Below are 26,245 nucleotides of genomic sequence, written 5' to 3'. Positions count from 1 at the left end.
CGTAACCATCTGCTTTCATATCTACTCAAATACTGATAAGAAAATAGTCGTTCATCATCAAAATTTTGGTTATTTATGAGAGGATGAGCAGGCCTCTTTTTTTATGCACTCTTTTTAAAGCGATTACGCACAATTTCAAATACAGCAGGCAAGATACTTAAAATAATAATACCAATAATCAGGTGGGTGAAGTTGTCTTTGACAATAGGTAAGTTACCAAAGAAGTAGCCTAAAACAATAAAAGAGCTAATCCAAAGTACAGCACCAATCACATTAAACATGAGAAAAAAACGGTAATTCATACGGCTTGCCCCTGCCACAAAAGGTGCAAAGGTGCGAATAAATGGTAAAAAGCGTGCAAAAATAATGGTTTTACCACCATGTTTTTCAAAAAAGCTTTGGGTTTTAGCAAGGTGTTCTTTTTTTATAAAGCGCGAGTCCATCTCAAACACACGTGGCCCAATATAACGCCCAATATGGTAGTTGAGCGTATCACCCAAAATAGCAGCAATACACAGCAGTATAATGAGTACTGTTGGGTCCATCACCCCTGTTGATGCAGCCAAAGCACCTGCTGCAAATAATAGACTATCACCAGGTAAAAATGGCATGACCACTAGACCTGTTTCTACAAAAATAATAATAAATAATATGGCATAAATCCATTTGCCATATTGCACAATAAAGTCAAATAAATGCTGGTCTATATGTAGAATAAAATTAATGATATCCATGTACTTGTGTGTTTGATAAGCGTGTCAAAATCCTAACAGTGTATGTGGCTAAAGTCAGTAGTAAAAGTAGATAACAGACTATTTTTTTACATAGTCTTGGCCATTAATACTTATATGCCACTGCTGTTTGACTTGATATGGCGGTTTATCAATTTTAAATGTGGTGGTAGTTATACCACTATTGAGTTGAATGGTATTGTTTTCAATCAGTGTGATTGGTGCCATCATATAAGATTGAGCACTGCTTTTTTCATAGACACCACTGGCAGTTTTTTCTTGCTGGTTACTGGTTTGGTATTCTAAATAACCATCTTTTTTAATAGTAATTTGGCTGTTAGATGAGTTCCATGTGCCAATTAAGTTTTCGTGCTGTTTTAAAATGGTATTGGTTTCTGCACATGCTGCAAGTGAGATAGCACAGCCAAGCATAAATAGGGTATGACGTAGTGACATTTACATGCTCCTATAATCATAAAAGAGTGAGTTCATATTTAAAATACATGTATTGATCACTAGAGCATAGTATAAAAATGTGATTGTGCTCAACAAAATGTAACTGAATGAACAGGTCTTTAAGCATATGCGATGCTTTATGTTCAAGGTATACTTTCACTCTAATTACCTCACATACGGTCTTTTTTTGTGAAAATTTTTATTCAACATTGGAAGTTATTGCCTTCTGCATGGTTGTTGGTTGTGCAAATGTGCATTTTAATCATGACATTTTTTCCAATATCACATCATTTATACCGTGTGATTACATGGGGGTTAGGGGTATTGGCATTGTTGTTGATTGCCCGAGTCATTCGTGAAACGATTGTATTTAAATGGTTGGGGCGATTTTTTATTGTTGGTGCGATTTTTTGCCTGCTTTTAATGATGTTTGGCTTGGATGATGTGTATTTGCAAGTCGCCGCACATGGCTTTGAAATCGGAGCATATTTGTGTGCCACCTATGGTTTGGTGCGTTATATGTTTGCAGACCGTTATTCAACCAAAGATGAGCTGTTTGCAGCAGCGGCTGCCTTTACTTTATTGGCTTGGGCTTTTGCCTATGCTTATAGTACTTGCCAACTTTTAGTGCCGAATAGTTTTGTGAATACTGTACACCCTGGGCCTGAACAATCTTGGTTAGATATTTTATTTTTTAGCTTTAGCCTCCAAACGGCAACGGGGTTATCGAATTTATTACCTGCACAGCCTTTGGTGAAAATCATTTCTATTTTACAAATGTTTATAGGTGTGATGTATTTGGCGATGATCGTGTCACGTTTAATCGCTTTGCAATATGTGAGTAAAAGCCCTCGGTTATAAATATATTTTATTAAAATTAAAAAAGGGATACATGATGTATCCCTTTTCTTATGTTTGCTGTGTTTATTGCTTAGAAGCGAACACGTGCATTCATACCAATGGTTTGAGAGTCATCTGTCGCACCATCAGTTGCATTGGCTTTAGTAAATGTTGCCCCTACAGATACAGCAGGTGTCACGAAGTAGTTTACGTTACCGCCCCAAATATGGTCTGTACCTGAGTTAAATGCAGATGTGTCTGCATAAGTTGCACCTACGCTGAACTTAGGTGTGAGATATAGGTCAGTTGCTAAACCGTATGCAGCACTACCACGTACAAAAATACTGTCTACTTCAAAACCAACAGCCATGTTGGTGTTGTCAATGGCACCTACATATTTAGCACGTGCAGTCACAGCATCCGTTTTATAACGATAGTTTGCTGTGTTTGCTTCGTTACGTGCATTTAAAATACCGTTGTTAAATGCTTTGAAGTTGTCTAAAGAGTAACCATTAGTCACGTTAGTATAACCTACAGCAACTAAGAAGTTGTCTGCTGGCATTGCACCGACTTCAAGTGCATAACGGTCGCCGTGGTCTTTGTCTTTGTAACCAGTTTCTTTATCTGTTACATCTGTATGGTTGTAAGACACGCTACCGTATACAGGTACTGGTACGTAAGATGTTGTGTAATAAGCTTCACCTTTTGCACCGTAAGACTGAGTTTTTACACTTGATGAGTGATCATTAAAGTCTTTTTGGCGGTCAAAGTGGTAACCAAGTTGTACGTTTGACGCTTTGTTTAAAAATGCAGCTTCCGCAAGTGGGCCTTTAGATGCATCTACATCTTTAAAGTAAAAAGTACCTTGAGCATCACCTGTATATGTGCTTTCTGCACCTTTAGTTTGCAGGTATTCAGACTGACCTTGTACTTCAGCTTGGTATGCGTGCGCGCCGGTCATGGCTAATAATACAGCTGTTGCTAAACCGATTTTTTTCATGTTTAAACTTCCAAAAGAGTCGTTTATGTCAATTACTCTGCTTATTCTATTGTTACAAAATATTTAGTCAATTCCCTGTTTTAAGCTTCAAAAAACCATTTCTATACAAAAAAGTGCTACAAAATAGACCATTCTATTAAAAAATAGTCTATTTATTGATATTTTTTGATGATTAACAAGATGTTATGCTATTTTTGAATTATTTTCTGAGTTATAAAAAGAAACAAAATTCCCTGATTTGGTGCTTTGTTTTTATGTAAATTATTGTTAATTGATGCAAAAGTATCCATAAAAGTGCAGATTACATCATGTTATTTATATGGTGTACGGGAAAAACATTGGATTGAAATAAAGCCAAAGTAGGCTTGTACTTTGGCTTTATGAGTAGGTTATTTACGCTTGTAATAGCGGTTTTAAAAAATGCCCTGTGTGAGATGCAGACACTTCAGCCACCTGTTCAGGTGTACCTTCAGCAATAATTTGCCCACCACCTGAGCCTCCTTCTGGGCCTAAATCAACAATCCAATCTGCAGTTTTAATCACATCTAAGTTGTGCTCAATCACCACAATGGTATTGCCCTTATTTCTAAGCTCATACAAGATGTCGAGGAGTTTGGCAATGTCATGGAAGTGCAAGCCTGTGGTTGGTTCATCGAGTACATAAAGGGTTTGGCCTGTATCTCGTTTGGCCAGTTCACGTGCTAATTTAACCCGTTGCGCTTCACCTCCCGAAAGAGTTGTTGCCGCTTGGCCAAGTCGGATATAGCCAAGACCCACTTGCATGAGGGTATCTAAACGGCGGTGAATGACAGGAATGGCACTAAAGAATGTGGCTGCATCCTCAACAGTCATATTAAGTACATCTGAGATGTTTTGCCCTTTATAGCTGACTTCTAATGTTTCACGGTTGTAGCGTTTGCCGTGACAGGCATCGCATGGTACATACATGTCGGGTAAGAAGTGCATGGCTACTTTAATCATGCCGTCGCCTTCGCAGACTTCACAACGTCCGCCTTTCACATTAAATGAAAAACGTCCTGCGGCATAGCCACGGGCTTTGGCTTCAGGGGTTTGTGCAAACAGCTCTCGAATAGGGGTAAATAACCCTGTATACGTGGCAGGGTTAGAACGTGGTGTACGTCCAATCGGGCTTTGATCAATGTCTACGACTTTATCTAAATGTTGTAAACCATCAATAGATACAAATTTTTCTGCAGTGAGTGTGGTTGCACCATTGAGCTGTGTGGCTGCCAGTGGCAATAGCGTGCGGTTAATCAGGGTAGACTTTCCTGAACCAGACACACCCGTGACGCAAGTCATAATGCCAAGTGGAATATGTAAGTCGACATTTTTTAGGTTGTGACCACTTGCCCCCATGAGTTTAATGGCTTTGCTTGGGTCGGCAGGTTGTTGTCGCTTTTCAGGCACAGCAATTTTAAGTTTACCTGAGAGGTATTGGCCTGTTAGTGAGTCTTTGTGCTTTGCCAGTTGTTTGGCTGTACCTTCGGCAATGATGTGACCGCCATGCACACCTGCGCCCGGGCCAATATCAATAATATGGTCGGCTGCACGTATGGCATCTTCGTCATGTTCGACTACCAATACGGTGTTGCCTAAGTCACGTAGTCGAATGAGTGTTTGTAGTAAACGATTGTTATCTCGTTGGTGTAAACCAATAGAGGGTTCATCAAGCACATACATCACACCCATGAGTCCTGCACCTATTTGAGAGGCAAGGCGAATACGCTGTGCTTCACCGCCTGAGAGGGTTTCGGCCGAGCGTGATAGGCTTAAATAGTTGAGTCCTACACTGACTAAGAAGTGTAGGCGCTCTTTAATTTCTTTAAATATTTTTTCAGCAATTTCACCTTTTGCACCGCTTAAAGCAATGTCTTGGTAGTAGTTTGCGGCATCGCCAATTGACATTTGGGTAATGTTGGCAATGGTTTGGTCTTTGACTTTGACATGGCGTGCAATTTCATTGAGGCGTGACCCATCGCAAGCATCACAGGCAGCATTTGAGAGGTATTGTGATAAATCATCACGGACATAGTTGCTTTCAGTTTCTCTGTAACGGCGCTCTAGGTTAGGTAGTACACCCTCGAAAGCCTGTATGCGACTGTGTTTTCTACCACGCTCATCGGTATAGCTTAAGTCGACTTTTTCTCGCCCCGTGCCGTGTAAAAATTTCTTTTGTGTGTCTTTGTCGAGTTCATTCCATGGTATGTCTAGCGGTAGCTGAAAATGATCGGCCACTTTGGCAAGCATGGTGTAGTAGTAGGGTTTTTGACGATCCCACCCACGTATTGCACCTTGGCTGATTGAAAGCTCTGGATTAGGAATCAGTTTGTCTGCACTAAAGTGGCTACGTGTACCTAAACCATCACAGACAGGGCATGCCCCAAAGGGGTTGTTAAATGAAAATAGGCGTGGTTCTAACTCACCAACAGCACGGTCACATTGTGGGCAAGAGTGTTTGGCAGAAAACACCCGATCAGGCTGTTCGCCTTTCATCCAAGATAAAATGGCAATATCACCACCAAGTCGTAGGGCAGTTTCAAATGATTCTGCAATACGATTGCCTAAATCATCTCGGACTTTAAATCGGTCAACCACCACTTCAATGGTATGTTTTTTCTTTTTATCGAGGGTAGGTGGGGTGTCTATATCCACAACTTCACCATCAACTCGAGCTCTTACAAAACCCTGACCTTGAAGCTGTTCAAACAATTGGGTGTATTCACCTTTACGCTCACGTACTACAGGGGCGAGTAAAAGTAGTGCTGTACCTTCTTCGAGGGCTTTAACAGCATCGACCATTTCAGATACGGTTTGTGCCACCATGGGGAGGTCATGTTCAGGGCAGTACGGTGTACCTACACGTGCGTAGAGTAGACGTAAATAGTCGTAAATTTCAGTGATTGTGCCCACCGTTGAGCGGGGGTTATGGCTGGTTGATTTTTGCTCTATGGCAATGGCGGGGCTAAGTCCCTCAATGGAATCGACTTCTGGTTTTTCCATTTGTGAAAGAAACTGGCGCGCGTAGGCAGAGAGTGATTCCACGTAGCGGCGTTGACCTTCTGCATACAGTGTGTCAAATGCCAGTGATGATTTTCCAGAGCCTGATAATCCTGTAATGACCACAAATTTATCACGTGGAATATCGAGTGACACATTTTTAAGGTTGTGAGTACGTGCACCTCGAATACGGATATGACTTTGGCTCATAACGTGGGGTATCCTTGCTGAATAAATATTTGGTTATTTTCATGGTTTTGTATAACTGTGTTTATTATTCAACAATCAAAAATGAAGCACAACTAAAGTTGTGCTTCATTTTGTGTGATCGGTGTTTAGCAGGCCATGTTGAGTTCACGTTCAAAAATCGAGCTGACTTCTTCAAAACAGATGTGGCGAGGCTTTTGCATACAGCCTTGTGCATAGTCTTGAATGTGTTGTTCAAGTTGAACTAAGACACGCTCGTAGTCACTTGCAAAGTGTTCAATGTCGAGTAAGTCAAAGCGGTCTACACGGTTACAGTTGTATTTTTCAATGAAATGTAACATGGTGTTTTGTATGTCACGATTGGTGAAGTAAATGAGGTAGGTGGCGGCAGAGCCACAGTGTAAACAGCCTTTATTAATATAAATTTCTTCATTGTTTTCCCAGCACTGACGCAGTGTTTTCATCGCACGGATTGCCTCAGTACCTTGGGTATCGTTCTGTTGCATAGTTAGATTCTCGCTTGTTGTATTGGGGTGTCTTAATGGTTTTTAGATGTAAACGGTTATCATTTGTATTTTTAGGTTGCAAGAAAAAAGGCTTAAAAGCAAGCTTATTTTACATTTGGAATGACTATATTTGTGACATAAAGTATGATGTAAAAGAGAAATGATTTAAAAACAAATTGTTAAGCGATATGACATGTTATGTACTATATGTTGTATTATTTAAAATAATTTACACAATATATAGTGTCTTGTGTTTTGGGGTAGCATTTTTGCGTAATATTGGCTAAGTTTTAAATGTGGGTGGTGGTTGCTGTGGTTGGTTTATTTTTGAAATGTTTGTTGGGTGCACTCATGGTACTGGTTATTTCAGTGCTTTCTAAAAGTAAATCATTTTACATTGCAGGGCTTATTCCACTGTTTCCAACCTTTGCTTTGATTGCTCATGTGATTGTATTTCAAGGGCAGGGCGCACAGGCACTACAAAAAACAGCCCTGTTCGGGCTGTGGTCTTTAATTCCGTATGCTGTGTATTTGGCGATGGTATATGTCTTGGCAACACGGGTATCTATTGGGGCATGTTTAGGTCTTGCGACCTGCGCATGGGTCGTTGCAGCAGGCATACTATTGTATGCGTGGACGTCATTTTACCGTTAGCCTTTGAGCTGATCTAAACCATGCCAGTTTTGTTGTTTGTAGGCACTGTCCCAAAAGAGCCACTCAAGTTCGGCCGCATGTCTGTAAGCACGTTTCATTTTTTCTAAAGTGCTTGGGTCAGAAAGTGAGGCCACATGGTCTATGGTACGTATAATATTTTGTACGGCGTGGTTAAACTCATCACCTGCATAAGTGTTAATCCATGCTTGATAGGGATTATTCGGCTGTGACTGTTTCACAATCTCTTTGCCAATTTCTGCGTAAATCCAAAAACAGGGTAACAGAGAGGCTAAAACCACAGGGTAGCTTTCAGACCATGCCGTGGCTGTGAGAAAAGACGTGTAGTGGTGGCAAGCCAAACTTAAAGGTGTGTTTTCAAAGGTACTGTGTGCAATATCAAACTGTTGCATAAAGTCTTTATGCAAACTGCGTTCAACAATAATGGCAATTTTAGCCCCTTCAGAAAACTGTATAATATCGTCTGCATCGAAAGCTTTGGCCGCAGTGACTGCTAAGGCTCTGCCATAGGCCACTAAATAGTGTGCATCTTGAATAATATAGTGTTGAAAAATCTCTTTTGGCAGTGTGCCTTGAGCGAGTTGTTGGTTAAACGGGTGGTTGAGGGTGTGTTGGTATAAATCAACGTTGTCTTGCCACAGTTGTTGGGTAAATGTGTGTGTCATGTCGTTATATGATTGCTATTAAAGAGCGTTCTTTTTACTATAACGCACTTTTACGCCGTGTGTTTTGCAATGATACCGATGAATAAGAAAGTGTGGTGCATTGCGGTGTGGTTTTTTATCCTTTTTGGTGAGTCAGTGGCATGAAGCATTTTCGTTTTTCTATTTTTTTAAGTTTGATTTGTTTGGCGATTTCAGCCTATTGGGGCTATACGCATGGGCCTGAAGCAGGTTTAGAAACCATGTTTAAAGCTTTGACCATTACTGCCATTTTAGCGGTGATGGAAATCTCTTTGTCGTTTGATAATGCGGTGGTGAATGCATCGGTATTAAAAGGCTGGACACCTTTTTGGAAAATGCTGTTTTTAACGGTGGGAATTTTAATTGCCGTATTTGGCATGCGTTTGGTATTTCCTGTGGTGATTGTGGCGGTGACTGCCGACATGGGGGTGGTTGAAGTGGCGAAACTTGCGTTGAATCAGCCTACAGAGTATTCGGCACGCTTAATGGCACATCATGCTGAAATTGCGGCTTTTGGTGGTGCATTTTTATTGTTGGTATTTTTAAATTTCTTTTTTGATGCAGATAAAGACACGCATTGGTTTAAAGGCTTAGAAAAACGTTTAGCCAACTTAGGTGGTGTGCCAGCGATGTCTGTTTTTATCGCTTTAATTGCGTTGTTGGTTGTGGCACAGCAAGTACCTGAAGCAGTACGTTTGGCAGTGATGATGTCAGGTGTGTGGGGTATTGTGGTTTATATTGGTGTGCAAGTATTGGGTCATTTGTTGGGTGGTGAACCTGAGGTTGATGAACACGGCCAAGCGATTATGCATGATGCACATGGTGCAAGTAAGGGTGTGGTGAAAGCAGGTCTTGGTGGCTTTTTATATTTAGAAGTGCTTGATGCGTCATTTAGCTTTGATGGTGTGATTGGGGCATTTGCCATTACCTCTGATGTGGTGATTATTATGCTTGGTCTGGCCATCGGAGCACTTTTTGTGCGTTCAATGACCATTTATTTGGTTGAGCAAGGCACTTTAGACAGCTATATTTATTTAGAGCATGGTGCACATTATGCCATTGGTGCATTGGCAGTGATTATGTTGCTCAGTGGTACAGGTGTGCATGTACCAGAAGTTGTGACGGGGCTGATCGGCATTGCCTTTATTGTATGGGCAGTGGTGGCTTCAGTGCGTTATAATAAAGCACAGCGTCCAACAGGCTGATGGGTCTAGTATTAAGTCAAGATTCAGTAAACTGTATATAATAGAATGACTCGAAAATAACATTGCTTTGTTTGGCCAAAGCAACGCATTAGACAGCAGTTAGGCCATCTGATGACGTAGTTAACTCCCTAAGCCATTGATAGAATGAATATGATGAATGCTTTAGAACGCCGTTCAACCTTTGCTTTAAGCAGTATTTTTGCGCTGCGAATGCTTGGGCTGTTTATGATTATTCCTGTATTTGCGGTAGAGGGAGCGTCATATCAATATGCTACGCCTGCGTTAATTGGTTTTGCAGTGGGGGTGTATGGTTTATCTCAAGCCATTTTACAAATTCCGTTTAGCTTGTGGGCAGATCGTTTCAGCCGTAAGCCTTTAATTATATTTGGGCTACTGTTATTTGCACTAGGTGGTGCGGTTGCTGCCATGTCACATACCATTTATGGGGTGATTATTGGTCGAGCCATTGCAGGTGCAGGCGCAGTTTCTGCGGTGGTCATGGCGTTACTTGCCGATGTGACCCGTGAAGAACAGCGTACCAAGGCCATGGCAGTCATGGGCATGAGCATAGGCCTATCATTTGTAGTGGCATTTAGTATTGGCCCGTGGTTGACCAGTGTGCTGGGTATTTCTGGTTTGTTTTGGGTAACGACAGTGATGGGACTGTTGGCTATACTTATGTTGTTACTTGTCCCTAAAACGACACGGCATCATCAAAATTTTGAGCAAGGTTATTTAAAACAGTTAAAAAATGTATTGAGTATGGCGGATTTAAATCGCCTACATTTTTCAGTTTTTTCATTACACTTATTGCTCACGGCCATGTTTATTTATGTGCCTTCACAGCTCATTGAATATGCCCAAATTCCACTGGCGAAACATGGTTTTGTTTATTTGCCACTGTTACTTATAGGTGTGTTATTTTCATTTCCAAGTATTATTGTGGCAGAAAAATACCGCAAAATGCGTGGAATTTTTCTTACAGCCATCACAGGTGTAATTTTAGGCCTCTTGGTCTTGGTCTTTGGTTTCACCTCTAAATATATTTTGTTGCTTGGTCTTGGACTGTTCTTTGTCGCGTTTAATGTTATGGAAGCTTTATTGCCTTCGTGGTTATCTAAAGCAGCACCAATTCAGTCAAAAGCCACAGCCATGGGAGTGAATGCCAGTGCACAATTCTTAGGTGCATTTTGTGGTGGTACTTTAGGTGGTCAATTACTGATGCTACATCAAACAGCGATTGGATGGAGTATATTACTCGCTATTGCAATTGTGTGGTTGGTTATCAGTTTTAGTTTAAAACAACCACGTTATTTGTCATCGTTGGTATTAACATTACCCCCTGAGTGCGATAGCAAAATGCTGACGCAACGGATTTTAGCGGTGCAAGGTGTAGAAGAAGTGGTAGTGATGTCACAGCAAAATGTGGCTTACGTAAAGTTAGATAAGCGTGTTGTGACTGATGAAGGACGACAGGACTTAACGCAGTTATTCGGCAAAGACCTAGCCATCTAGTGCTGAATCTTATAAATTAGGTAGAATAGAGCATATTTTATAAATAATAGAGGAAATGACAGACCATGCGTGGTGTAAATAAAGTAATTCTTGTTGGGACTTTGGGTAAAGACCCTGAAACTAAAAGCTTTCCAAATGGTGGTTCGTTAACTCAGTTTTCAATTGCAACCAGTGAAGCTTGGACGGACAAAAATACGGGTGAACGTAAAGAAAATACAGAATGGCACCGTATTGTGCTTAATAACCGTTTAGGCGAAGTGGCACAGCAGTATTTACGCAAAGGGTCTAAAGTCTATATTGAAGGATCACTGCGTACCCGCCAATGGACTGACCAAAACGGCCAAGAGCGTTATACCACTGAAATTCGTGGTGACAGCATGCAAATGTTAGATTCAGCACGCTCGTCTGATGCACAGCAAGGTCAGGGCGGTTATAACGAGCCACGCTTTAACCAACAGCCACAAGGGCAAAATAGTGGCTATGGTGGTGGTAATACTGGCTACCAAAACACGGGCTATAACAATAATAGCCAGCCATCGAATAATCAGTATGGCGGTGCACCTCAACAAGGTGGCTATGGTCAGCAGTCTCAAAGCAAGCCACAGCAACCAACTGCGGCACCTGCTCCAAATAATTTAGATGATGATTTACCGTTCTAGAGCATTTTGAGTAGTTTAAAACGTAAAAAAGCCTAACATCCTGTTAGGCTTTTTTACTATCTCCACCGAGAGAAGTATCATATCTTGTGACACTTACGCATTTGTACATCACTTCAGTTTGCGATGTACGACTCCTTTGCGACATGATTATTGTAGCGATAACGATAAGAGGAGAAGTAGAGCAATTTGGTGTATGTATGTGTACGAAAAAACGTAGTGCACTGTGTCTAAAATGATATATTTTCTTGGCGTGATTGCCGACAGAAATAAGAATACCTGTTCTTTAAATTAAACGTATTTGGCTCATCAAACCTTCATTTTGGCATTTTTTAATACCAACATCTGGTATATAGGTGTATGGTCTTGCGAAAAAATGCTCTGAACGCATTTGATGTGTCTAACTTATTATTATTGTGCATAAGCTGTTTGCTATTAAATATTTTTATCCCTGTTGCAGGGAAAGTAGATCAGCTATTTTCAGCCCCATGGGTCAGTCCACAGGGTGACTATACTTATATGAATAACCCCTATCTGATTTCGATTGGGCATTATGGGCTGAAATATGTGGTGATTTGTATTGCTGTATTACATTTGATCACTTTATTTTATTTAAAACTCAGTAAAAGAAATCCAATTTTACAAAAAATCTGTATGATGGTTTTGTTTTCAATGGCTTGTTCTGTCAGTTATATTGCAGTCTTAAAATCATTTTCTGCACATGCTTGTCCTTGGTCTATGGTGAGTACTCATTTAGGTACAATACATTGGTCTCAAGATGTGAATACTAGTGCAAAATGTTTCCCCGGTGGCCATGCCTCTGGTGGTTTCTCCCTGATTATTTTATTTTTTGCATATCGCTATGATTATCCGAAGATTGCACAGACTGGACTAATACTTGCATTGACCCTTGGTCTTATGATGAGCTGGGTTCAAATGATACGAGGTGCACATTTTTTAAGCCATAATTTATGGTCTTTGTGGTGGTCATGGCTGATTGCATTTGTCATATATAAGACCTTTCGTACATTTTATTCAGGCTTTAAGCCACTTCTTTTAGAGTGCTCATAAACTCTTAATTTTGATGCGTTGTAATAACGTGTCTGTGAATATGTTGATGGTCGCTATGCCTTTACCTTTTAAATTAAAACGATTAAACATGAGTCTATTGGTGTTTAATCTGTTGCTGTCCATATGGATGTCAGGTTTTGCTAACTTTCGTTTTTATCAAAAAGTGACTGAATACAGTGCTTTCCAAGGTTTTTCACAAATTTTATTTTTGTGCGTTACTTTTTTGATTATTACAGCATTATATCTTTTTGTTTTACAAATCATTTCATGGCATCGTACAGCAAAAACAGTTGCATTGCTGTTTATTGTGCTGACAGCAAGCAGTAGTTATTTTGTCAACCAACTGGGCATAGACATTACCAAAGAACAAATTCAAAATGTCATGCAAACAGATGTAAATGAGGTCAAAGACCTTATTTCTGTACCATTTTTCATCCATTTTTTTGAGTTCTTTTTCATTCCACTCATTGTTTTACTGTGTATAAATATTCAGCCAAAACGGTTCTTGACTACCTTCTACCAAAAGATCATCATCAGCTTTATCGCTTTGTTTGTGGTCGGCCTTGGTTTGTTTTCATTCTATAGCCAATATGCCCCTATTTTTAGAGAACATAGAGAATTAAAAGGGCAAATTTCACCCCTGAATGTGATTTCAAATGGTGGTAGTTATTTTAAAAAGCAGTTTAAACAAGGAAACCCACCATTAGTACAGTACGGTACAGATGCTCAGTTTGTTGGACAGGCACAGACCCCCAAAATTGTGGTTTTAATTGTGGGTGAAACTGGGCGAGCACAAAGCTTTAGTTTAAATGGTTATAATCGTCAGACGAATCCAGAACTGAGTCAGCTTGATGTGATCAATTTTACCGCGGCGACATCATGTGGTACACAAACTTCAGTGTCACTGCCTTGTATGTTTTCGGGCATGCCAAGAAAAGAGTATGATGAAGGTTTAGCATCGCATCGTGAAGGTTTGTTAGACATTGCCAAACGAGCAGGTTACGAAGTCACTTGGATTGATAACAACTCAGGGTGTAAAGGTGCATGTGACCGTATTCAGCACGTGATTATTCCTGAAAATGACCCGAAATATAAACAGTGGTGTGACGGCGGTGAGTGCTATGATGAAGTGCTGTTGCAAGGGTTACAGCATTATTTAAGTGGTTTAGATTTAAAAGCACTTAAGCAAAATCAGCTCATTGTTTTACATCAAGTGGGCAGTCATGGGCCTGCGTATTACAAGCGTTATCCAAAAGAATTTGAAACCTTTAAACCGGTATGTGCGACCAACAGTATTCAAAAATGTAGTCGTGAACAACTGATTAATACTTATGACAATACCATTGTTTATACTGACTATATTATTAGTAGCGTGGTGAAACAGTTGCAAGCACTGCCTGTGGCATCGAGTATGTTTTATTTGTCTGATCATGGTGAATCTACAGGTGAAAATGGCATGTATTTACACGGTGCACCATATATGATTGCACCAAAAGAGCAAACGCATATTCCAATGATGTTGTGGTTCTCACCGCAGTGGCCAACCAAGGCACAAAGTACTGCATGTTTGAAAAAGAAAGTTCATGATGCCGTGAGCCAAGATAATTTCTTTCCAACGGTGTTGAATTTACTTGATGTGAAAACAGCCGTTTCAGATGTAAATCTCGACTTACTACACCAGTGTCAAGGAAACTGAAATGATTAAAATACTGCTCATTGAAGATGATTTAATGATTAGTAAAACAACCATTCAGCTTTTGCGCCATGAAAATTATCATGTCGATTGGGCGAAAACAGGGTTGGAAGCACTCGACTGTTTATCTAAGCAGTTCTACCACCTTGTTTTGCTCGATTTAGGGCTACCTGAGTATGACGGTATAGCAGTTTTACAGTATTTACGTAAAACGCTGAACCTGCATAAAACAGGGGTGATTATTTTAAGTGCTCGTGACCAAACCAAAGACAAAGTACAAGGGCTAAAGCTTGGTGCGGATGATTATCTTGTTAAGCCGTTTGTCTTTGATGAGTTACTGGCACGTATAGAGGTGGTGATTCGCCGTGGTACGGCCTATAGCGATGAAGAGGTGTGCTTTAAAGTAGGGGCATTAAGTATGTTTCCGCAGACCCATCGTTTTTTTGATCATGACACACAAGTGATTTTATCGAGCAAAGAGTGGGCGATTATTGAACCAATGATGATGTATCCCAATCAGATTTTTTCAAGAGATATGCTTGAGCAAAAGTTGTATGATTGGGACGATGAGATTCAAAGTAATACCATTGAAGTGCATATTTATAACTTACGCATGAAACTGGGTAAACATCGTATTCGTAATGTCCGTGGTTTGGGGTATTGCCTAAATATCTCCAATGAAAACAATCAATAATTGATGACATAGCAATGTTAAAAAAACTACGTGCTCGATATTATGGTTATTCGCTGAGTAAGCGTATGTCTGTAACCATCTGCATTTTTAGTTTAGTACTTTTATTTTTAATTGGTATTTCTGCCTATCGGATTGCACTTGAAGAATCACAAGAAGTGATTCATCGTCAAATGCAGGAAATGGCGAACTTCTTAGAAGTACATAATCAAAGTTTTAGAACATCTGTGTTTAATCCCAAATATCGTTATAACGAAACAGATGTGTTTATTGATGTGGTTGAAAAATCTGAATTAAAACATACCGGTCTTTCGCATGGCTATTTGCTCCCTATTGCACAAAAGGCCTACTTTACGAATCAAATGACCTCCCGAGGCGATTTAAAAATGTATGTACGCCCTGTTGGCGACAAGCAAATACAAATTAGTCAACTCATGCGGGTACGAGTGGCATTGGCTAAAGAGTTAGCGATCAATATGTTGTTGCCGTATTTGTTTTTTGTGCCTCTAGGAGTGTTTGGGTTATATCGGCTGATTAAAAAGCATTTAAGACCACTTGCAGACTTAAAACAGGTGTTTTCTCATCGCCATCATTCAGATTTATCAGAAATTAAAATAGCCAAACTGCCTACAGAAATTATTCCTGCAATCAATGAATTAAACTATTTATTTGAGCGTATTGCCCACGCTAAAAATCAGCAACAGCTCTTTGTTGCCAATGCTGCACATGAACTGAGAACACCGTTAACTGCCATTCAGCTACATGTTGAACTTTTACAGCGAACAGAGCGAAGCAGTGCAGTGTATCAAGAAAATTTAGCGGATTTACAGCTCAGTACACAGCGTATGGCACGGCTGGTAGAGCAACTGATGAAATTGGCACATCAAGATGATATGAATGTAGAACAATTTTTACCAATAGATGTCTTAGATGTACTTCGGCAGGCAATTGGTCAATTACAGGTTGCGATGCTTGCAAAAAATATGCATTTTCAGGTGGATATCTCACCTAACATGAATATTCCGCAAATTTGGGCAACCTATGCCACCATTGAAAGTATTTTTGTTAATATTTTGGACAATGCCATTAAATACACACCCAATGATGGGCAAATTTTAGTGAAAGTGATGCTGGTAGACGCCGATGTTGTGGTTGAAATACATGACAGTGGCTCAGGTATTCCGACACATCAACGCCAAGCAGTCAGAGATAAATTTGTTCGCCTAGTCGAAACCCAACAGCATGTGGTGGGAAGTGGTTTGGGCTTATCTATTGTTGATACTGCATTGGCTTTAATTCAAGGTGAATTAACCCTTTTAGACTCTAAAGAACTTTCAGGGCTGTGTGCTCAGCTACGCTTTAAAGTAATATCATCACTATAAGCTTTTCTTTTTCGGCATGACCATCGGTTCACCAGCCACAAACCCTTGTTCAAAAGCCAAACCATAAATCTGCTGTAAATGTATTGGGCAAGAGGCTTGGTCTTTACTGTCGGCTTTTATAATCTGTTGTTGCTTTAAAAAGAAAAAGTCATCTGCGTATAAAAATGCCAAATTGGGGTCATGCATAATTGCAACAATGGTGTAGCCTTGTTGGCTTAACTGTTGTAACTTTTCCATTAAAAATGCTTGATAGTACATGTCTAAATGGTTAGTGGGTTCATCTAAGAAAATAACTTTAGGGTTTTGCGTTAAAATCCGTGCGATCATCACCAATTGGCGTTCACCACCTGACAATGTGGTGTAATCTCTTTGTGCTAAATGTGCAATATCTAAAGACTTTAAGGCATCAAAAGCTTGATCTTGGTCTGTTGAAGAAGGTCTATAGCCTGAAAAAGCACTACGGCCTGTCATGACTACATCTAGTACTTGAAAGTTAAATACACTGTGATGATTTTGTGCCAAAAAGCCAAATTGTTTAGCACGTTGTTGCCCTTTGAGTGTCTGTAAAGGCTGTGTTTCGAATAAAATCTGACCCTGTTGCAGGGGGTAAATGCCTGCCATGAGGTTGAATAATGTTGACTTTCCACTGCCATTTTTACCCAATAATACAGAAAAACGTTCCGCATGAAACTGTAGGTTAATATGCTCTAAAATTTGACGGTTTTGGTATTGGAAACTTAATTCACGAATAAAAATATTGGTCATGATTACGCCCAGTTCATGTTATAGCGACGAATTAAATATAAAAAGATCGGTGCACCGAGCAGCATGGTGAAAATACCAATTGGAATTTCAAAGCTTGAAAATGTACGTGAAATATTATCAATCAGCAGTAAAAAAGAACCGCCTAAAAAAATATTTGCAGGCACAGTCTTGGCATTGTTAGGACCAATCATCATGCGAATGAGGTGGGGGAGAAAAAGACCGTATAAGCTAATAATTCCTGCCACAGCCACGGAAGATGAAGTGGCTAAAGTCACACATAGAATCACAATAAATTGGTCTTTTTTCGGGTCTACCCCTACGGCTTGGGCTTCTAAATGCCCTAAAGCCAATAAATTTAGACGCCAGCGTAAAATGTATAAAACAATTAGTGAAGCAGAAATTGGCAAGACAGCTTGATTGACCTTGCTCCATGTTGCCTGATGTAAATTGCCCATTGTCCATTGTACAATCGCTTGTAATTTATAAGGGTCACTCAAATATTGCACGATACTTAGTCCTGCAATAAATAAGCCCGATACAATCATGCCTGAGAGTAAAATGACCACCACAGAGCTTTTTTCATGGCGTTGCTGTGCAAAAGCGTAGGTCAGACATACCGCAAAAATACCAAAAATGAAGGCTGAAATTTGCACAGGTAGCCACTGCGTGAGTAATGCTAAAGCTGCCCCTAAGGCAGCCCCCGATGAAATACCTAAAATATAAGAGTCCACCAGTGGGTTACGAAATAGGGCTTGTAGGGCATTGCCTGAAGAAGCGAGTGCTGCACCTACCAAAAAAGTGAGAAAAACCCGAGGCATGCGAATATTAACAATAATATTTTGCATCATGGCAAGGTCATTGGCATGGTACTGGCTAAAGTAGTGTGAGGGTAATACAAAACTGAGTAAGGCATGGGCGTAATCTATACAGCCAAATTGTTGCGATGGCCCAATCAGTAAAGAAAAAATAATAAATGGGATTGGAAACACGTAAATCATGCAAAAAACTGGGGTTTTCAAAATATATCCTTAGGTATTTTTAGCAAGTTGCAGCAACTGCTCTGCAATGATTGGGCCATAAAACATGCTTAAAATACGTTTTTGATCTTGGCTGGCATAAATTGCTGACTGTTTTGATGGGCTCACCCAGTGGTGTAATTGATTGGCTGCCAATAAAATTTTGGGTGTGTGGGGGTTAAATAAAAAACTTGGGTTTAAGCTAAAGACTTGCTTATTTTGTACGGCTTTTAATGACTGTAACTCGGGGCGGTTGTAAATCAGTTTAGGGTCAGAGTTCCACAGTAAAATCACATCTGGATTCCATTCAATTAAATGCTCAGGGTTCACTGTGGGTTGGTCTAATTCAGTTTTAACAATATTTTCTGTGCCTGCCAATGCCATGACGGTGTTTGGCATAGAGTTACGGCCTGATGTTGAGAAAATACGCCCACCTGACCATGCATAGTAGACTTGTTTAGGGGGCATATTGCTGGTGTTGTGCATGGCTTGAATTTCATCTTCAATAAAACTCACCAACTGTTTCGCGCGTTCAGCTTGTCCTGTTAAGACACCAAGATCTAGGAGTTCTTTACGAGTTTGCTGATAGTTTTCTGACTGTACGGCATAAACAGCAATGTGCATGCTTTTTAATAGCTCAATGACATCTCGTTGCCCTGAACTGACTAAAACCAAATCGGGTTGTAATGCCACAATGCTTTCTAAATTGGTCGATGCTTCCCAGCTACTGGGTGTTGCAATCTGTTGTTGTGCAATACGTGGGTCGAGGAGGCGATATGCCGCAAAAAGACTGGGTGAATGGTAAACTTTAGCAGGAATGCCCACCACAGACTGACCTGCACCGAGCATATATAAATCATCTAAACTGGCCTCAAAGAGCACCACAATGCGCTGTGCAGGGCGTGTTAAGGTAACGGTATGATTTGAAGCATCGGTGACTTGAATGTCTGTGGGTGAATTCATCGGTGACGTTGCTACAGAAGGTGGAGCGCTACATGCACTGAGCCATACTGTGATGACAACCAAGACCATACAGGTCATCATTTGCCATAGATGATGACGAAGAACGTACATGTTCACATATTGCTCCATCAGCGAGATTGAATAAAGTATAAAAAACAGCAAGATTCTAACCACATCATGTAGAAAAATCATAAAAATTGAATGTTTTTTAAAAAAATTAATGCACTAAAGAGAATAAGAATTATTTGTATTTATTGGGGTGAAAAGCATTTATTTTTAACATGTTAATGGTGTTTCATTATTTGAAAAATGATTGATGTAGTTTATATTTTGTATTTATGAACATGACCAACCTTAAATAAAGATTGAATTATTGTATAAGTTTTAGTTATAGTGTTATATTATAACGTAATATTTGTCGAAGTTAAATAACATGAAACAGTGGCTAAACCTTGTACCTTTAACCCTTCTGTGTGTTACTCCCCTTGCTCAAGCAGAAGAACAAAAAACATCACAATCTGAAGATGTTGCTGTGCTTAATTCGCTTTCATTTCAATCAGAAAGCACCGTCAAAGTCCCTTATGCAGGTAAACCTTCAAGTGCATCTACAAAATTTGCCATTGACCCGATGAAAACACCAAAAAATGTGGCGGTGGTTTCTGCAAAAGTATTACAAGATACCAATGCACAACGTATTAGTGATACGTTGGGGGTGGTGAGTGGTGTGTCGGTACTCAACCCATTTGGTGGGTTATGGGACAACTACTCAGTCCGTGGTTTTTATACTGACCAAACCATTGGGGCATCTAGTTTACGTAATGGTATTAATAACTTAGGTTTATCTGCGTCAAGAGATATGGCCAATATTCAACAAGTTGAGTTTCTGAAAGGCCCAGAAGCGGCCATGTATGGGGCAGGAGACCCAGGTGGTACGCTAAATGTTGTGACTAAAAAGCCAAAATTTAGCCCTGAGCAAGAAGTTTCTGCACGAGCAGGTTCACATGACCAATACCGTGTTGCAGTAGGTTCAACCGATGCTATTACAGATACTTTGGCATACCGTTTAGATGCAGCTTATGAGAAAAACCATAGCTTTCGTGATTTTGTAAAAAATGACCGTGTATTTGTTGCACCACAACTGACATGGAAACCGTCAGATCAAACACAAGTGAATTATGACAGTGAATATTCAACCATTCATACCCAATTCGACCGTGGTGTGGTGGCTGTCAATAATCAGCTTGGTGTGATTCCAATCACTCGCTTTTTAGGTCAAAAAAATGATGGTCAATTGACCATGAAAGATACATTACAGCAATTACGTGTTGAACACCTATGGAATGATGCATGGAAAAGCCAAGCGTCGTTTACCTATAAAGACAACAGTTTAAAAGGCTATTCAACTGAAGCACGTTTGCAAAACGTGCAAGCAAATGGCGATCTAAACCGCGAACGCCGTTTACGTGATAATCACTCAACCAGTTATTTGCTCAATCATGATGCTTTAGGTGAGTTTGCAACGGGTAGCATTGAACATAAAGTGGTGATTGGTACAAGTCTGAGTGAGTTGACCTTAGAAAACACACTCAAACGTTACCGTGCTAATTCATACTTTATTAATATTTATAATCCTGTTTATACAACAACGTTACCAGAGGTGACGGGTGTAGTATCTAGTACCAAAGAAGTCCAAAAAAATGCAGCGTTAACCTTAAGTGATTATATTGAGCTAGATCCACAGTGGTCTGTGCTGTTCGGTGGTCGTTTAGATTATTACAAACAATCACTATTGAATAAAAGAACCAATGTATTAGGTAAAAGTAACTTTACTCACTTTAGCCCAAGAGCATCGGTGAACTATTTAGTGAATGATGAATGGTCTGTGTTTGCAAGTGCAGGTCAAGCCTTTCACTTAAACTCTGGTCTAGATATTAATGGTCAAGGTTTTGATCCTGAAAAATCGTGGTCGTATGAGCTAGGTGCAAAAGCAAAACTACTAGATGGCTTACTGACGTCTTCAATGTCTGTGTTCCACGTGAAAAAACAGAATGTATTGGCAACCAATCCAAAAGATACCGCATTTAGTATTGCAAATGGCGAAGAAAAAAGCCGTGGTGTAGAATTAGATGTTGCTATGCAACCGACAGAGCGTTTAAATGTAAAACTCGCATATACTTATACACATGCTAAAGTTGAAAAAGGCGATTACAAAGGTGCACGTATTTTAAATAGCCCGAAAAACAGTGCAAACGTGTTAGCAAACTATGATGTCTGGCAATCAGGCGAGCAAAAAATTGGTTTAGGTGGTAATGTACAATACATGTCTTCACGCTCTGGTAGCATGGCAGATGATGGCTTTAACTTACCTGCATATACCATTGCAAATCTCAATGCGTACTACGAAGCAAGCAGTAACTTACGTTTTCAAGCGACACTCAATAACGTATTTAACAAAACGTATTATGCATCAAGCTATGCACAACAGTGGGTGACTCCAGGTAATCCACGAGAAATCTTTTTAACAGTAAATTATAAATTCTAATGGAGTAAATATGTCTTTTCTCACCACAACAACAGCATTACAGTTTAAAGTGGTTGAGAAAGCAGATGCCTTGCAAATTCAAGCGATGACTGATTTTGTAATGGCAGGCCGTCGAATCATGTTTCCCATGTTAGATCATCAGGTGATTCCTGATGATCTTTCTTTTTTTCAGCAGACTTTTATTGAGCACCCTTTGGGGTGTTTTATTGCAGTATATGAGCAAAAAAAATTGGTTGCAGTTGCAGGTTTTCGAGCCTATGACCAACGTTTTTCGCATTTATTTGATTTAAAAGCACAGACTGTAGTCGAGTTGGTTAAGCTTTATGTTTTGCCACAGTACCGCAGGCAACAGATCGCTACGCAATTGGTACAGAAGTTAAAACAGCTTGCACATCAAAAAAATATAGATGTCATTTATTTACATACCCAGCCATTTTTGGCAGGTGCAAAAGCATTTTGGTTACAGCAGGGTTTTGAGACCATATTAGAAGAACAAGACCCAATATGGTATACCATACATATGCGCTTAGATTCATCTTCATTCAATACAATAAATTATCAGTGAGCATTGAATCATGGAATACATACAAAGTTTAGTCGGTGGTGTGCTCATTGGTATTGCTGTGGTGGGTTATTTATTGACGCATGGTCGTGTGGCAGGGGTTAGTGGCATGATCTCACAACAACTTCATTACAAAATGATATTCCAACACAGTAGTTTTTGGTTTCTCATGGGATTAATGGTTGTGCCTTTTATCTATCAATACCTTCAACCACTAGATATTCAGTTGGAAACTTCTGCGATATGGCTTGTCATTAGTGGCGTATTGGTGGGCTTTGGCACGCGTTTAGGTTCAGGTTGCACCAGTGGTCATGGGGTGTGTGGTATTAGCCGTTTGTCTTTACGTTCAATTATTGCAACTGCTGTGTTTATGTGCGCTGGGTTTTTAACAGTTTTTTTACTCAAACACATTTTTGCCTGAGAGGACACCATGAAAAAAGCATTGGCATTTTTATGGGGTGGGATTTTTGCATTAGGTTTGATGATTTTAGATATGATCAATCCGCATACTGTACACTCTTTTTTAGATATTTTTGGGCACTGGAATGCACGTTTAGCCTTTGTAATGATCGGGGCAATTTTAGTGGCCATCATTCCATTTCAACTGGTGAAACATCATAAAATAAACAATACGTGGTTTAATGAAAAAATACACCTACCTACAGGGCAGCAGATAGATCGTAAATTATTACTGGGTGCAACATTGTTTGGTATAGGCTGGGGTATTTCTGGCATTTGCCCTGCACCGGTTTTGGCACTCCTTTCTTTGGGATATATGCAAGCCATTTACTTTATTATTGCTATGCTTTTTGGTATGTGGTTGTGTGATAAAACAGTTAAGTGACAAGTATTTTAATGTATTGAATAATATATTATTTTTCTATACTTATCGTGATTTTCAATCAATCTAATATAGGTTGATATGCCTAAATAATATGACTTATGCTATAATTTAATGTAATAAATTCAACGGTTTTGTGCTTTTGTTTCAGATGGGGTGGGTACTGTCAATCAGTGCCATAATTTTACAGCTTGCCGTCTTTCTGCAACCTTTTTTGCCTGAGCAAATGCAGGTGGCTGTGCTGTGTGAAACCATTACCACTGCACTTGAACAACCTCAAACTGAACATAGCATGCATCATACAGATGCCATGAGTTCAACACACCATCATCATACCGAAACAGTAGAAAAACCTTTTACGGCCAAAGCACACTCCAATCATACAACGGGTATGCATGATGCATATCATCAGTGTCCATTTTGTACCGTTTATAATCATCTGATTCCATTCTTGGATTTAGGCATTAACGAAATATTTGTCAAATTGAAGGTCAGACTACTGGCATTTATGCATGCATTTAAGCATGTGTACTTTAATTTACAGCGTTTATTTCTCATACCTCAAGGGCGAGCACCGCCATCGTTTAGCTAGAACACGTCATTAAAACATGTATTGAACACGTCATATTGGGTGATTTTACCCAGTATTGCTTTGTTACAGCTAAAATTTGAGAAAAAATATGTCTACTTCAACTTATGTTATGCGCCCTTTGGCTGCCATGATTTCTTGTATCTTATATGTACAGCATACTTATGCTGACCAAGTGGTGCAGCTCACCCCAATTGTGAGTACTGCAGAAAAAGGAAACACTGCTAATGGTCTAGTAGTCGTGCTAGACCCGAAACAACCGACTCAACCCATGCCTTCAGTGGATGGTGCTGCATATTTACAAAGTATTATGGGCTTTAACGCCGTGAAAAGTGCAGGTATGGTCAATAGTGATATTACTTTTAGAGGCATGTTTGGCTCTCGTATAAAAGTCTTGTCAGATAACTCTGAAAACCTTGGGGCATGCGGTGGTCGTATGGATGCACCGACCTCTTATATTTCACCTGAGCGTTTTGATCAGATGACCGTGATTAAAGGCCCTGAAACAGTACGCTTTGCTAACCCAGGCTCTGCTGCAACAGTATTATTTGATAGCAAGCCTGTAACGTTTAATGATGGTCAGTTTTATAAAGGTCAGGTCAGCACAGTCATGGGCTCATTTGGTCGTTTAGACCATAATGTAGATGTGGCTGTGGGAGATCAACAGTACTATGCTCGCTTAAATGCAAACCGTTCGGTGTCAAATGATTATGTTGATGGTGCAGGTAAAACCGTGCATGCCAATTGGGAAAAATGGAATACAGATCTCGCACTGGGTTGGAGACCAACTGAACATACGTGGTTAGAAGCCACAGCAGGAAAAGCCAATGGGCAAGTGGCATATGCAGGCCGTGGTATGGACGGTACTTTGTTTGCCAGAGACCATTTGGGGCTTCGTTTTCAGCAAACCTATATCAATGATGTGATTGAGAAAATAGATCTACAATTGAACTATAATTTTAATGACCATGTGATGGATAATTATGGTTTACGACCGCTGAATAAAAATATGGCGATGGCTTCAAATGTGGCACGTAAGACTTTAAATGAGCGCATGGAGATCACTGCCCATGTGAGTGATTGGACCGTGCTAACAGGGTTAGATCATCAATATAACAGCCATAATAAACGTGGTACACGGTTCTATAAACAGTTGCCACGTCAAAAAGATATGTCATTTGAGTCATATGGTATTTTTGCTGAAGCATCACATGCACTGTCTGAGCAACAAAAAGTGGTCATCGGTACACGTGTAGATGCTGTAGATGTCAAAGATTTTAGAGTGGCGACACAGAGGTTTAACCAAAAGCGTAGCCAAACGTTACCAAGTGGTTTTATACGTTTAGAAAGTGAGTTTCCTGCACTCAATACCAAAACCTATATTGGCGTTGGTCATGTACAGCGTATGCCAGACTATTGGGAAATATTTTCGCCAAGTTTAGGTAATGGTCGCCAAGATGTATTTAATGCAGTAAAAGCAGAAAAAACCACTCAACTTGATTTGGGGTATCAGTATCAGGGGCAGCGCTTAAACCATTGGGCATCTGCTTATGCAGGATATGTGCAAGACTTTATTTTGACCCAATACGGTACGGCAACCAATGCGATGAATGTAAATGCTAAAATTGCAGGCGGAGAGTTTGGTGTGGGGTATAAATTTACACCGCATATTCAAACTGATGTGAGTGCCATGTACGCTTGGGGAGAAAATACCACCCAAAACCGTGCTTTACCACAAATTGCACCGTTAGAAGCACGTGTAAACTTACGTTATGTTGCAGACCAGTATAGCGTTGGTGCATTGTGGCGTGTAGTGGCAGCACAGCATCGCTATAGCCAAAAACAAGGCAATATTGTGGGTTATGATTTAGGGCCAAGTCAGGGCTTTGCCACGGTCTCTTTAAATAGTGCATACCGTTGGAACAATGGAGTCACTTTGGCTCTGGGTATTGATAATGTTTTTGACCGCACTTATAGCGAGCATTTAAATAAACTGGGTAATGCTAATGTTGGTTTTAGTGGTACAGACCAAGTTGATAATATTGGTCGCAACTACTGGGCACGGGTTGAATTTAAGTTTTAATTGATTGGAAAAAAGCACTTCTTTGGAAGTGCTTTTTTTATAAAACATTATGCAAAGATCGGTTCTAGCCATTGCAAGCTCTCACTCATAGAGATATTCACGCCTGCATTGGCTTGATCTATATACGCTTTAGGAATATAAGAAAAAAGTCGATCATCTATATAAGCCATCCAAAATTCAGGTGGAGGGCAGTCACATTCATCAAAAAATCCATGACTTTCTTGGTATGCCAAACAATCGTACATGCTAGATGAAATATCAAATGCTAATATTTTTTCTGTAGATTCAAATGCGTGTGTTGATGTATTGACTTTATACAGGGAAAAAACAGATTGAATGACCTGAGCATAATCTGGATTGTTTAGATCACTAAAATTTCTATCACACATTTGCCAAAGATGTTCTGTATTGATGGCAGAGGCATTTTGAAAAATAGATGTGTTTTTAGCAAAAAGAATCGCTTTTTTATGACTGAAAAAACCTTGTATGGTCATTTGCTGTATGGTCATTTGCTGAATACCGCATTTTTGGGTAGTGTGAATAGATTAACTTAGGTAT

Annotated in this window: 25 protein-coding genes; 15 read left to right on the top strand and 10 right to left on the bottom strand. The window is 39.9% G+C overall.

The genetic code is table 11. From position 1 onward, the window contains the following. Positions 1-101 precede the first annotated feature (101 nt). Together I2F31_RS12220 and I2F31_RS12215 are read right to left on the bottom strand one after the other, a co-directional pair. Positions 102-734 carry a DedA family protein gene (locus I2F31_RS12220; protein ID WP_195769774.1) on the bottom strand — a complete coding sequence of 211 codons (633 nt, stop codon included), beginning with the start codon at positions 732-734 and terminating at the stop codon, positions 102-104. A gap of 78 nt (positions 735-812) precedes the next feature. Then, complete coding sequence (locus I2F31_RS12215; protein WP_195769773.1) at positions 813-1,187, bottom strand: hypothetical protein; 375 nt, start codon at positions 1,185-1,187, stop codon at positions 813-815. Positions 1,188-1,376: 189 nt separating this feature from the next. On the opposite strand from I2F31_RS12215, the gene I2F31_RS12210 reads away from it, so the two are divergent. Next, a complete protein-coding gene (locus tag I2F31_RS12210) occupies positions 1,377-2,048 on the top strand; it encodes an ion channel (protein WP_407647889.1) in 672 nt (223 codons plus the stop codon). A 70-nt stretch (positions 2,049-2,118) separates the two neighbouring features. Here I2F31_RS12210 and omp33-36 read toward each other — a convergent pair whose 3' ends face one another. The 3 genes from omp33-36 to I2F31_RS12195 all read right to left on the bottom strand — a co-directional run bounded on the left by omp33-36 (position 2,119) and on the right by I2F31_RS12195 (position 6,758). After that, entirely contained in the window at positions 2,119-3,027 is a 909-nt protein-coding gene (gene omp33-36 / locus I2F31_RS12205; protein WP_195769772.1) for a porin Omp33-36, read from the bottom strand. A 393-nt stretch (positions 3,028-3,420) separates the two neighbouring features. Further along, positions 3,421-6,255 carry an excinuclease ABC subunit UvrA gene (gene uvrA, locus I2F31_RS12200; protein ID WP_195769771.1) on the bottom strand — a complete coding sequence of 945 codons (2,835 nt, stop codon included), beginning with the start codon at positions 6,253-6,255 and terminating at the stop codon, positions 3,421-3,423. Positions 6,256-6,380: 125 nt separating this feature from the next. Then, positions 6,381-6,758 carry a hypothetical protein gene (locus tag I2F31_RS12195; RefSeq protein WP_195769770.1) on the bottom strand — a complete coding sequence of 126 codons (378 nt, stop codon included), beginning with the start codon at positions 6,756-6,758 and terminating at the stop codon, positions 6,381-6,383. Positions 6,759-7,052: 294 nt separating this feature from the next. On the opposite strand from I2F31_RS12195, the gene I2F31_RS12190 reads away from it, so the two are divergent. Continuing rightward, positions 7,053-7,412 carry a GlpM family protein gene (locus I2F31_RS12190; protein ID WP_195769769.1) on the top strand — a complete coding sequence of 120 codons (360 nt, stop codon included), beginning with the start codon at positions 7,053-7,055 and terminating at the stop codon, positions 7,410-7,412. Here I2F31_RS12190 and tenA read toward each other — a convergent pair. Continuing rightward, a complete protein-coding gene (tenA, locus tag I2F31_RS12185) occupies positions 7,409-8,095 on the bottom strand; it encodes a thiaminase II (protein WP_195769768.1) in 687 nt (228 codons plus the stop codon). The two genes, I2F31_RS12190 and tenA, sit on opposite strands and share 4 nt — an antisense overlap. Positions 8,096-8,235: 140 nt before the next feature. Here tenA and I2F31_RS12180 point away from each other — a divergent pair, with 140 nt between their 5' ends. The 7 genes from I2F31_RS12180 (at position 8,236) to I2F31_RS12150 (ending at position 16,326) form a co-directional block, all read left to right on the top strand. Next, positions 8,236-9,318, top strand: a complete 1,083-nt coding sequence (locus tag I2F31_RS12180) for a DUF475 domain-containing protein (RefSeq protein WP_195769767.1) — start codon at positions 8,236-8,238, stop codon at positions 9,316-9,318. A 150-nt stretch (positions 9,319-9,468) separates the two neighbouring features. Continuing rightward, on the top strand, positions 9,469-10,833 hold the full coding sequence (locus I2F31_RS12175; protein WP_195769766.1) for an MFS transporter: 1,365 nt from the start codon (positions 9,469-9,471) through the stop codon (positions 10,831-10,833). 65 nt (positions 10,834-10,898) lie between these two features. After that, the gene (ssb, locus tag I2F31_RS12170) at positions 10,899-11,492 is read left to right on the top strand and encodes a single-stranded DNA-binding protein (RefSeq protein WP_195769765.1); all 594 of its coding nucleotides are present in this window, start codon (positions 10,899-10,901) and stop codon (positions 11,490-11,492) included. Between the two features lie 363 nt (positions 11,493-11,855). Next, positions 11,856-12,560, top strand: a complete 705-nt coding sequence (locus tag I2F31_RS12165; RefSeq protein WP_195769764.1) for a phosphatase PAP2 family protein — start codon at positions 11,856-11,858, stop codon at positions 12,558-12,560. A gap of 46 nt (positions 12,561-12,606) precedes the next feature. Then, positions 12,607-14,256, top strand: a complete 1,650-nt coding sequence (locus I2F31_RS12160; RefSeq protein WP_407647890.1) for a phosphoethanolamine transferase — start codon at positions 12,607-12,609, stop codon at positions 14,254-14,256. 1 nt (position 14,257) lies between these two features. Next, the gene (locus I2F31_RS12155; protein ID WP_195769762.1) at positions 14,258-14,947 is read left to right on the top strand and encodes a response regulator; all 690 of its coding nucleotides are present in this window, start codon (positions 14,258-14,260) and stop codon (positions 14,945-14,947) included. 14 nt (positions 14,948-14,961) lie between these two features. Continuing rightward, positions 14,962-16,326: a sensor histidine kinase gene (locus I2F31_RS12150; protein WP_228285933.1), complete on the top strand. Its 1,365-nt coding sequence runs from the start codon at positions 14,962-14,964 to the stop codon at positions 16,324-16,326. Here the strand turns inward: I2F31_RS12150 and I2F31_RS12145 are convergent. The 3 genes from I2F31_RS12145 to I2F31_RS12135 are packed head-to-tail and all read right to left on the bottom strand — an operon-like array spanning position 16,321 to position 19,181. Beyond that, positions 16,321-17,091 (bottom strand): ABC transporter ATP-binding protein, encoded by a 771-nt coding sequence (locus I2F31_RS12145; protein ID WP_195769761.1) that lies wholly within the window; start codon positions 17,089-17,091, stop codon positions 16,321-16,323. The two genes, I2F31_RS12150 and I2F31_RS12145, sit on opposite strands and share 6 nt — an antisense overlap. Positions 17,092-17,093: 2 nt before the next feature. After that, positions 17,094-18,089 (bottom strand): FecCD family ABC transporter permease, encoded by a 996-nt coding sequence (locus I2F31_RS12140; RefSeq protein WP_195769808.1) that lies wholly within the window; start codon positions 18,087-18,089, stop codon positions 17,094-17,096. 30 nt (positions 18,090-18,119) lie between these two features. Then, complete coding sequence (locus tag I2F31_RS12135; RefSeq protein WP_228285155.1) at positions 18,120-19,181, bottom strand: ABC transporter substrate-binding protein; 1,062 nt, start codon at positions 19,179-19,181, stop codon at positions 18,120-18,122. 322 nt (positions 19,182-19,503) lie between these two features. Here I2F31_RS12135 and I2F31_RS12130 point away from each other — a divergent pair, with 322 nt between their 5' ends. The 6 genes from I2F31_RS12130 to I2F31_RS12105 all read left to right on the top strand — a co-directional run bounded on the left by I2F31_RS12130 (position 19,504) and on the right by I2F31_RS12105 (position 25,687). Continuing rightward, positions 19,504-21,612: a TonB-dependent siderophore receptor gene (locus I2F31_RS12130; RefSeq protein WP_195769760.1), complete on the top strand. Its 2,109-nt coding sequence runs from the start codon at positions 19,504-19,506 to the stop codon at positions 21,610-21,612. A gap of 10 nt (positions 21,613-21,622) precedes the next feature. Next, complete coding sequence (locus tag I2F31_RS12125; RefSeq protein ID WP_195769759.1) at positions 21,623-22,177, top strand: GNAT family N-acetyltransferase; 555 nt, start codon at positions 21,623-21,625, stop codon at positions 22,175-22,177. 7 nt (positions 22,178-22,184) lie between these two features. Beyond that, positions 22,185-22,595, top strand: coding sequence for a YeeE/YedE family protein (locus I2F31_RS12120; protein WP_195769806.1), 411 nt, complete (start codon positions 22,185-22,187; stop codon positions 22,593-22,595). A gap of 9 nt (positions 22,596-22,604) precedes the next feature. Then, complete coding sequence (locus I2F31_RS12115; RefSeq protein WP_195769758.1) at positions 22,605-23,018, top strand: DUF6691 family protein; 414 nt, start codon at positions 22,605-22,607, stop codon at positions 23,016-23,018. Positions 23,019-23,166: 148 nt separating this feature from the next. After that, complete coding sequence (locus tag I2F31_RS12110) at positions 23,167-23,607, top strand: DUF2946 domain-containing protein (RefSeq protein ID WP_195769757.1); 441 nt, start codon at positions 23,167-23,169, stop codon at positions 23,605-23,607. A gap of 88 nt (positions 23,608-23,695) precedes the next feature. Further along, positions 23,696-25,687 carry a TonB-dependent copper receptor gene (locus tag I2F31_RS12105; protein WP_195769756.1) on the top strand — a complete coding sequence of 664 codons (1,992 nt, stop codon included), beginning with the start codon at positions 23,696-23,698 and terminating at the stop codon, positions 25,685-25,687. A gap of 47 nt (positions 25,688-25,734) precedes the next feature. Here I2F31_RS12105 and I2F31_RS12100 read toward each other — a convergent pair whose 3' ends face one another. Beyond that, the gene (locus I2F31_RS12100) at positions 25,735-26,196 is read right to left on the bottom strand and encodes a hypothetical protein (protein WP_195773940.1); all 462 of its coding nucleotides are present in this window, start codon (positions 26,194-26,196) and stop codon (positions 25,735-25,737) included. Positions 26,197-26,245 lie beyond the last annotated feature (49 nt).

This window comes from Acinetobacter rathckeae (genome assembly GCF_015627125.1).
Taxonomy (GTDB): domain Bacteria; phylum Pseudomonadota; class Gammaproteobacteria; order Pseudomonadales; family Moraxellaceae; genus Acinetobacter; species Acinetobacter rathckeae.
The sequence above is the reverse complement of the archived record's forward strand: the minus strand, read 5'-3'. Positions and strand labels throughout refer to the sequence as shown.

Coding starts and splice junctions, on each gene's coding strand:
- I2F31_RS12110 (WP_195769757.1), top strand. CDS start 23,167: ATGGGGTGGGTACTGTCAATCAGTGCCATAATTTTACAGCTTGCCGTC.
- I2F31_RS12140 (WP_195769808.1), bottom strand. CDS start 18,089: ATGATTTACGTGTTTCCAATCCCATTTATTATTTTTTCTTTACTGATT.
- I2F31_RS12180 (WP_195769767.1), top strand. CDS start 8,236: ATGAAGCATTTTCGTTTTTCTATTTTTTTAAGTTTGATTTGTTTGGCG.
- I2F31_RS12195 (WP_195769770.1), bottom strand. CDS start 6,758: ATGCAACAGAACGATACCCAAGGTACTGAGGCAATCCGTGCGATGAAA.
- I2F31_RS12160 (WP_407647890.1), top strand. CDS start 12,607: ATGGTCGCTATGCCTTTACCTTTTAAATTAAAACGATTAAACATGAGT.
- I2F31_RS12100 (WP_195773940.1), bottom strand. CDS start 26,196: ATGACCATACAGCAAATGACCATACAAGGTTTTTTCAGTCATAAAAAA.
- I2F31_RS12135 (WP_228285155.1), bottom strand. CDS start 19,181: ATGTACGTTCTTCGTCATCATCTATGGCAAATGATGACCTGTATGGTC.
- ssb (WP_195769765.1), top strand. CDS start 10,899: ATGCGTGGTGTAAATAAAGTAATTCTTGTTGGGACTTTGGGTAAAGAC.
- I2F31_RS12130 (WP_195769760.1), top strand. CDS start 19,504: ATGAAACAGTGGCTAAACCTTGTACCTTTAACCCTTCTGTGTGTTACT.
- I2F31_RS12215 (WP_195769773.1), bottom strand. CDS start 1,187: ATGTCACTACGTCATACCCTATTTATGCTTGGCTGTGCTATCTCACTT.
- I2F31_RS12220 (WP_195769774.1), bottom strand. CDS start 734: ATGGATATCATTAATTTTATTCTACATATAGACCAGCATTTATTTGAC.
- I2F31_RS12190 (WP_195769769.1), top strand. CDS start 7,053: ATGTGGGTGGTGGTTGCTGTGGTTGGTTTATTTTTGAAATGTTTGTTG.
- uvrA (WP_195769771.1), bottom strand. CDS start 6,255: ATGAGCCAAAGTCATATCCGTATTCGAGGTGCACGTACTCACAACCTT.
- I2F31_RS12125 (WP_195769759.1), top strand. CDS start 21,623: ATGTCTTTTCTCACCACAACAACAGCATTACAGTTTAAAGTGGTTGAG.
- I2F31_RS12105 (WP_195769756.1), top strand. CDS start 23,696: ATGTCTACTTCAACTTATGTTATGCGCCCTTTGGCTGCCATGATTTCT.
- tenA (WP_195769768.1), bottom strand. CDS start 8,095: ATGACACACACATTTACCCAACAACTGTGGCAAGACAACGTTGATTTA.
- I2F31_RS12145 (WP_195769761.1), bottom strand. CDS start 17,091: ATGACCAATATTTTTATTCGTGAATTAAGTTTCCAATACCAAAACCGT.
- I2F31_RS12115 (WP_195769758.1), top strand. CDS start 22,605: ATGAAAAAAGCATTGGCATTTTTATGGGGTGGGATTTTTGCATTAGGT.
- I2F31_RS12175 (WP_195769766.1), top strand. CDS start 9,469: ATGATGAATGCTTTAGAACGCCGTTCAACCTTTGCTTTAAGCAGTATT.
- I2F31_RS12155 (WP_195769762.1), top strand. CDS start 14,258: ATGATTAAAATACTGCTCATTGAAGATGATTTAATGATTAGTAAAACA.
- I2F31_RS12150 (WP_228285933.1), top strand. CDS start 14,962: ATGTTAAAAAAACTACGTGCTCGATATTATGGTTATTCGCTGAGTAAG.
- omp33-36 (WP_195769772.1), bottom strand. CDS start 3,027: ATGAAAAAAATCGGTTTAGCAACAGCTGTATTATTAGCCATGACCGGC.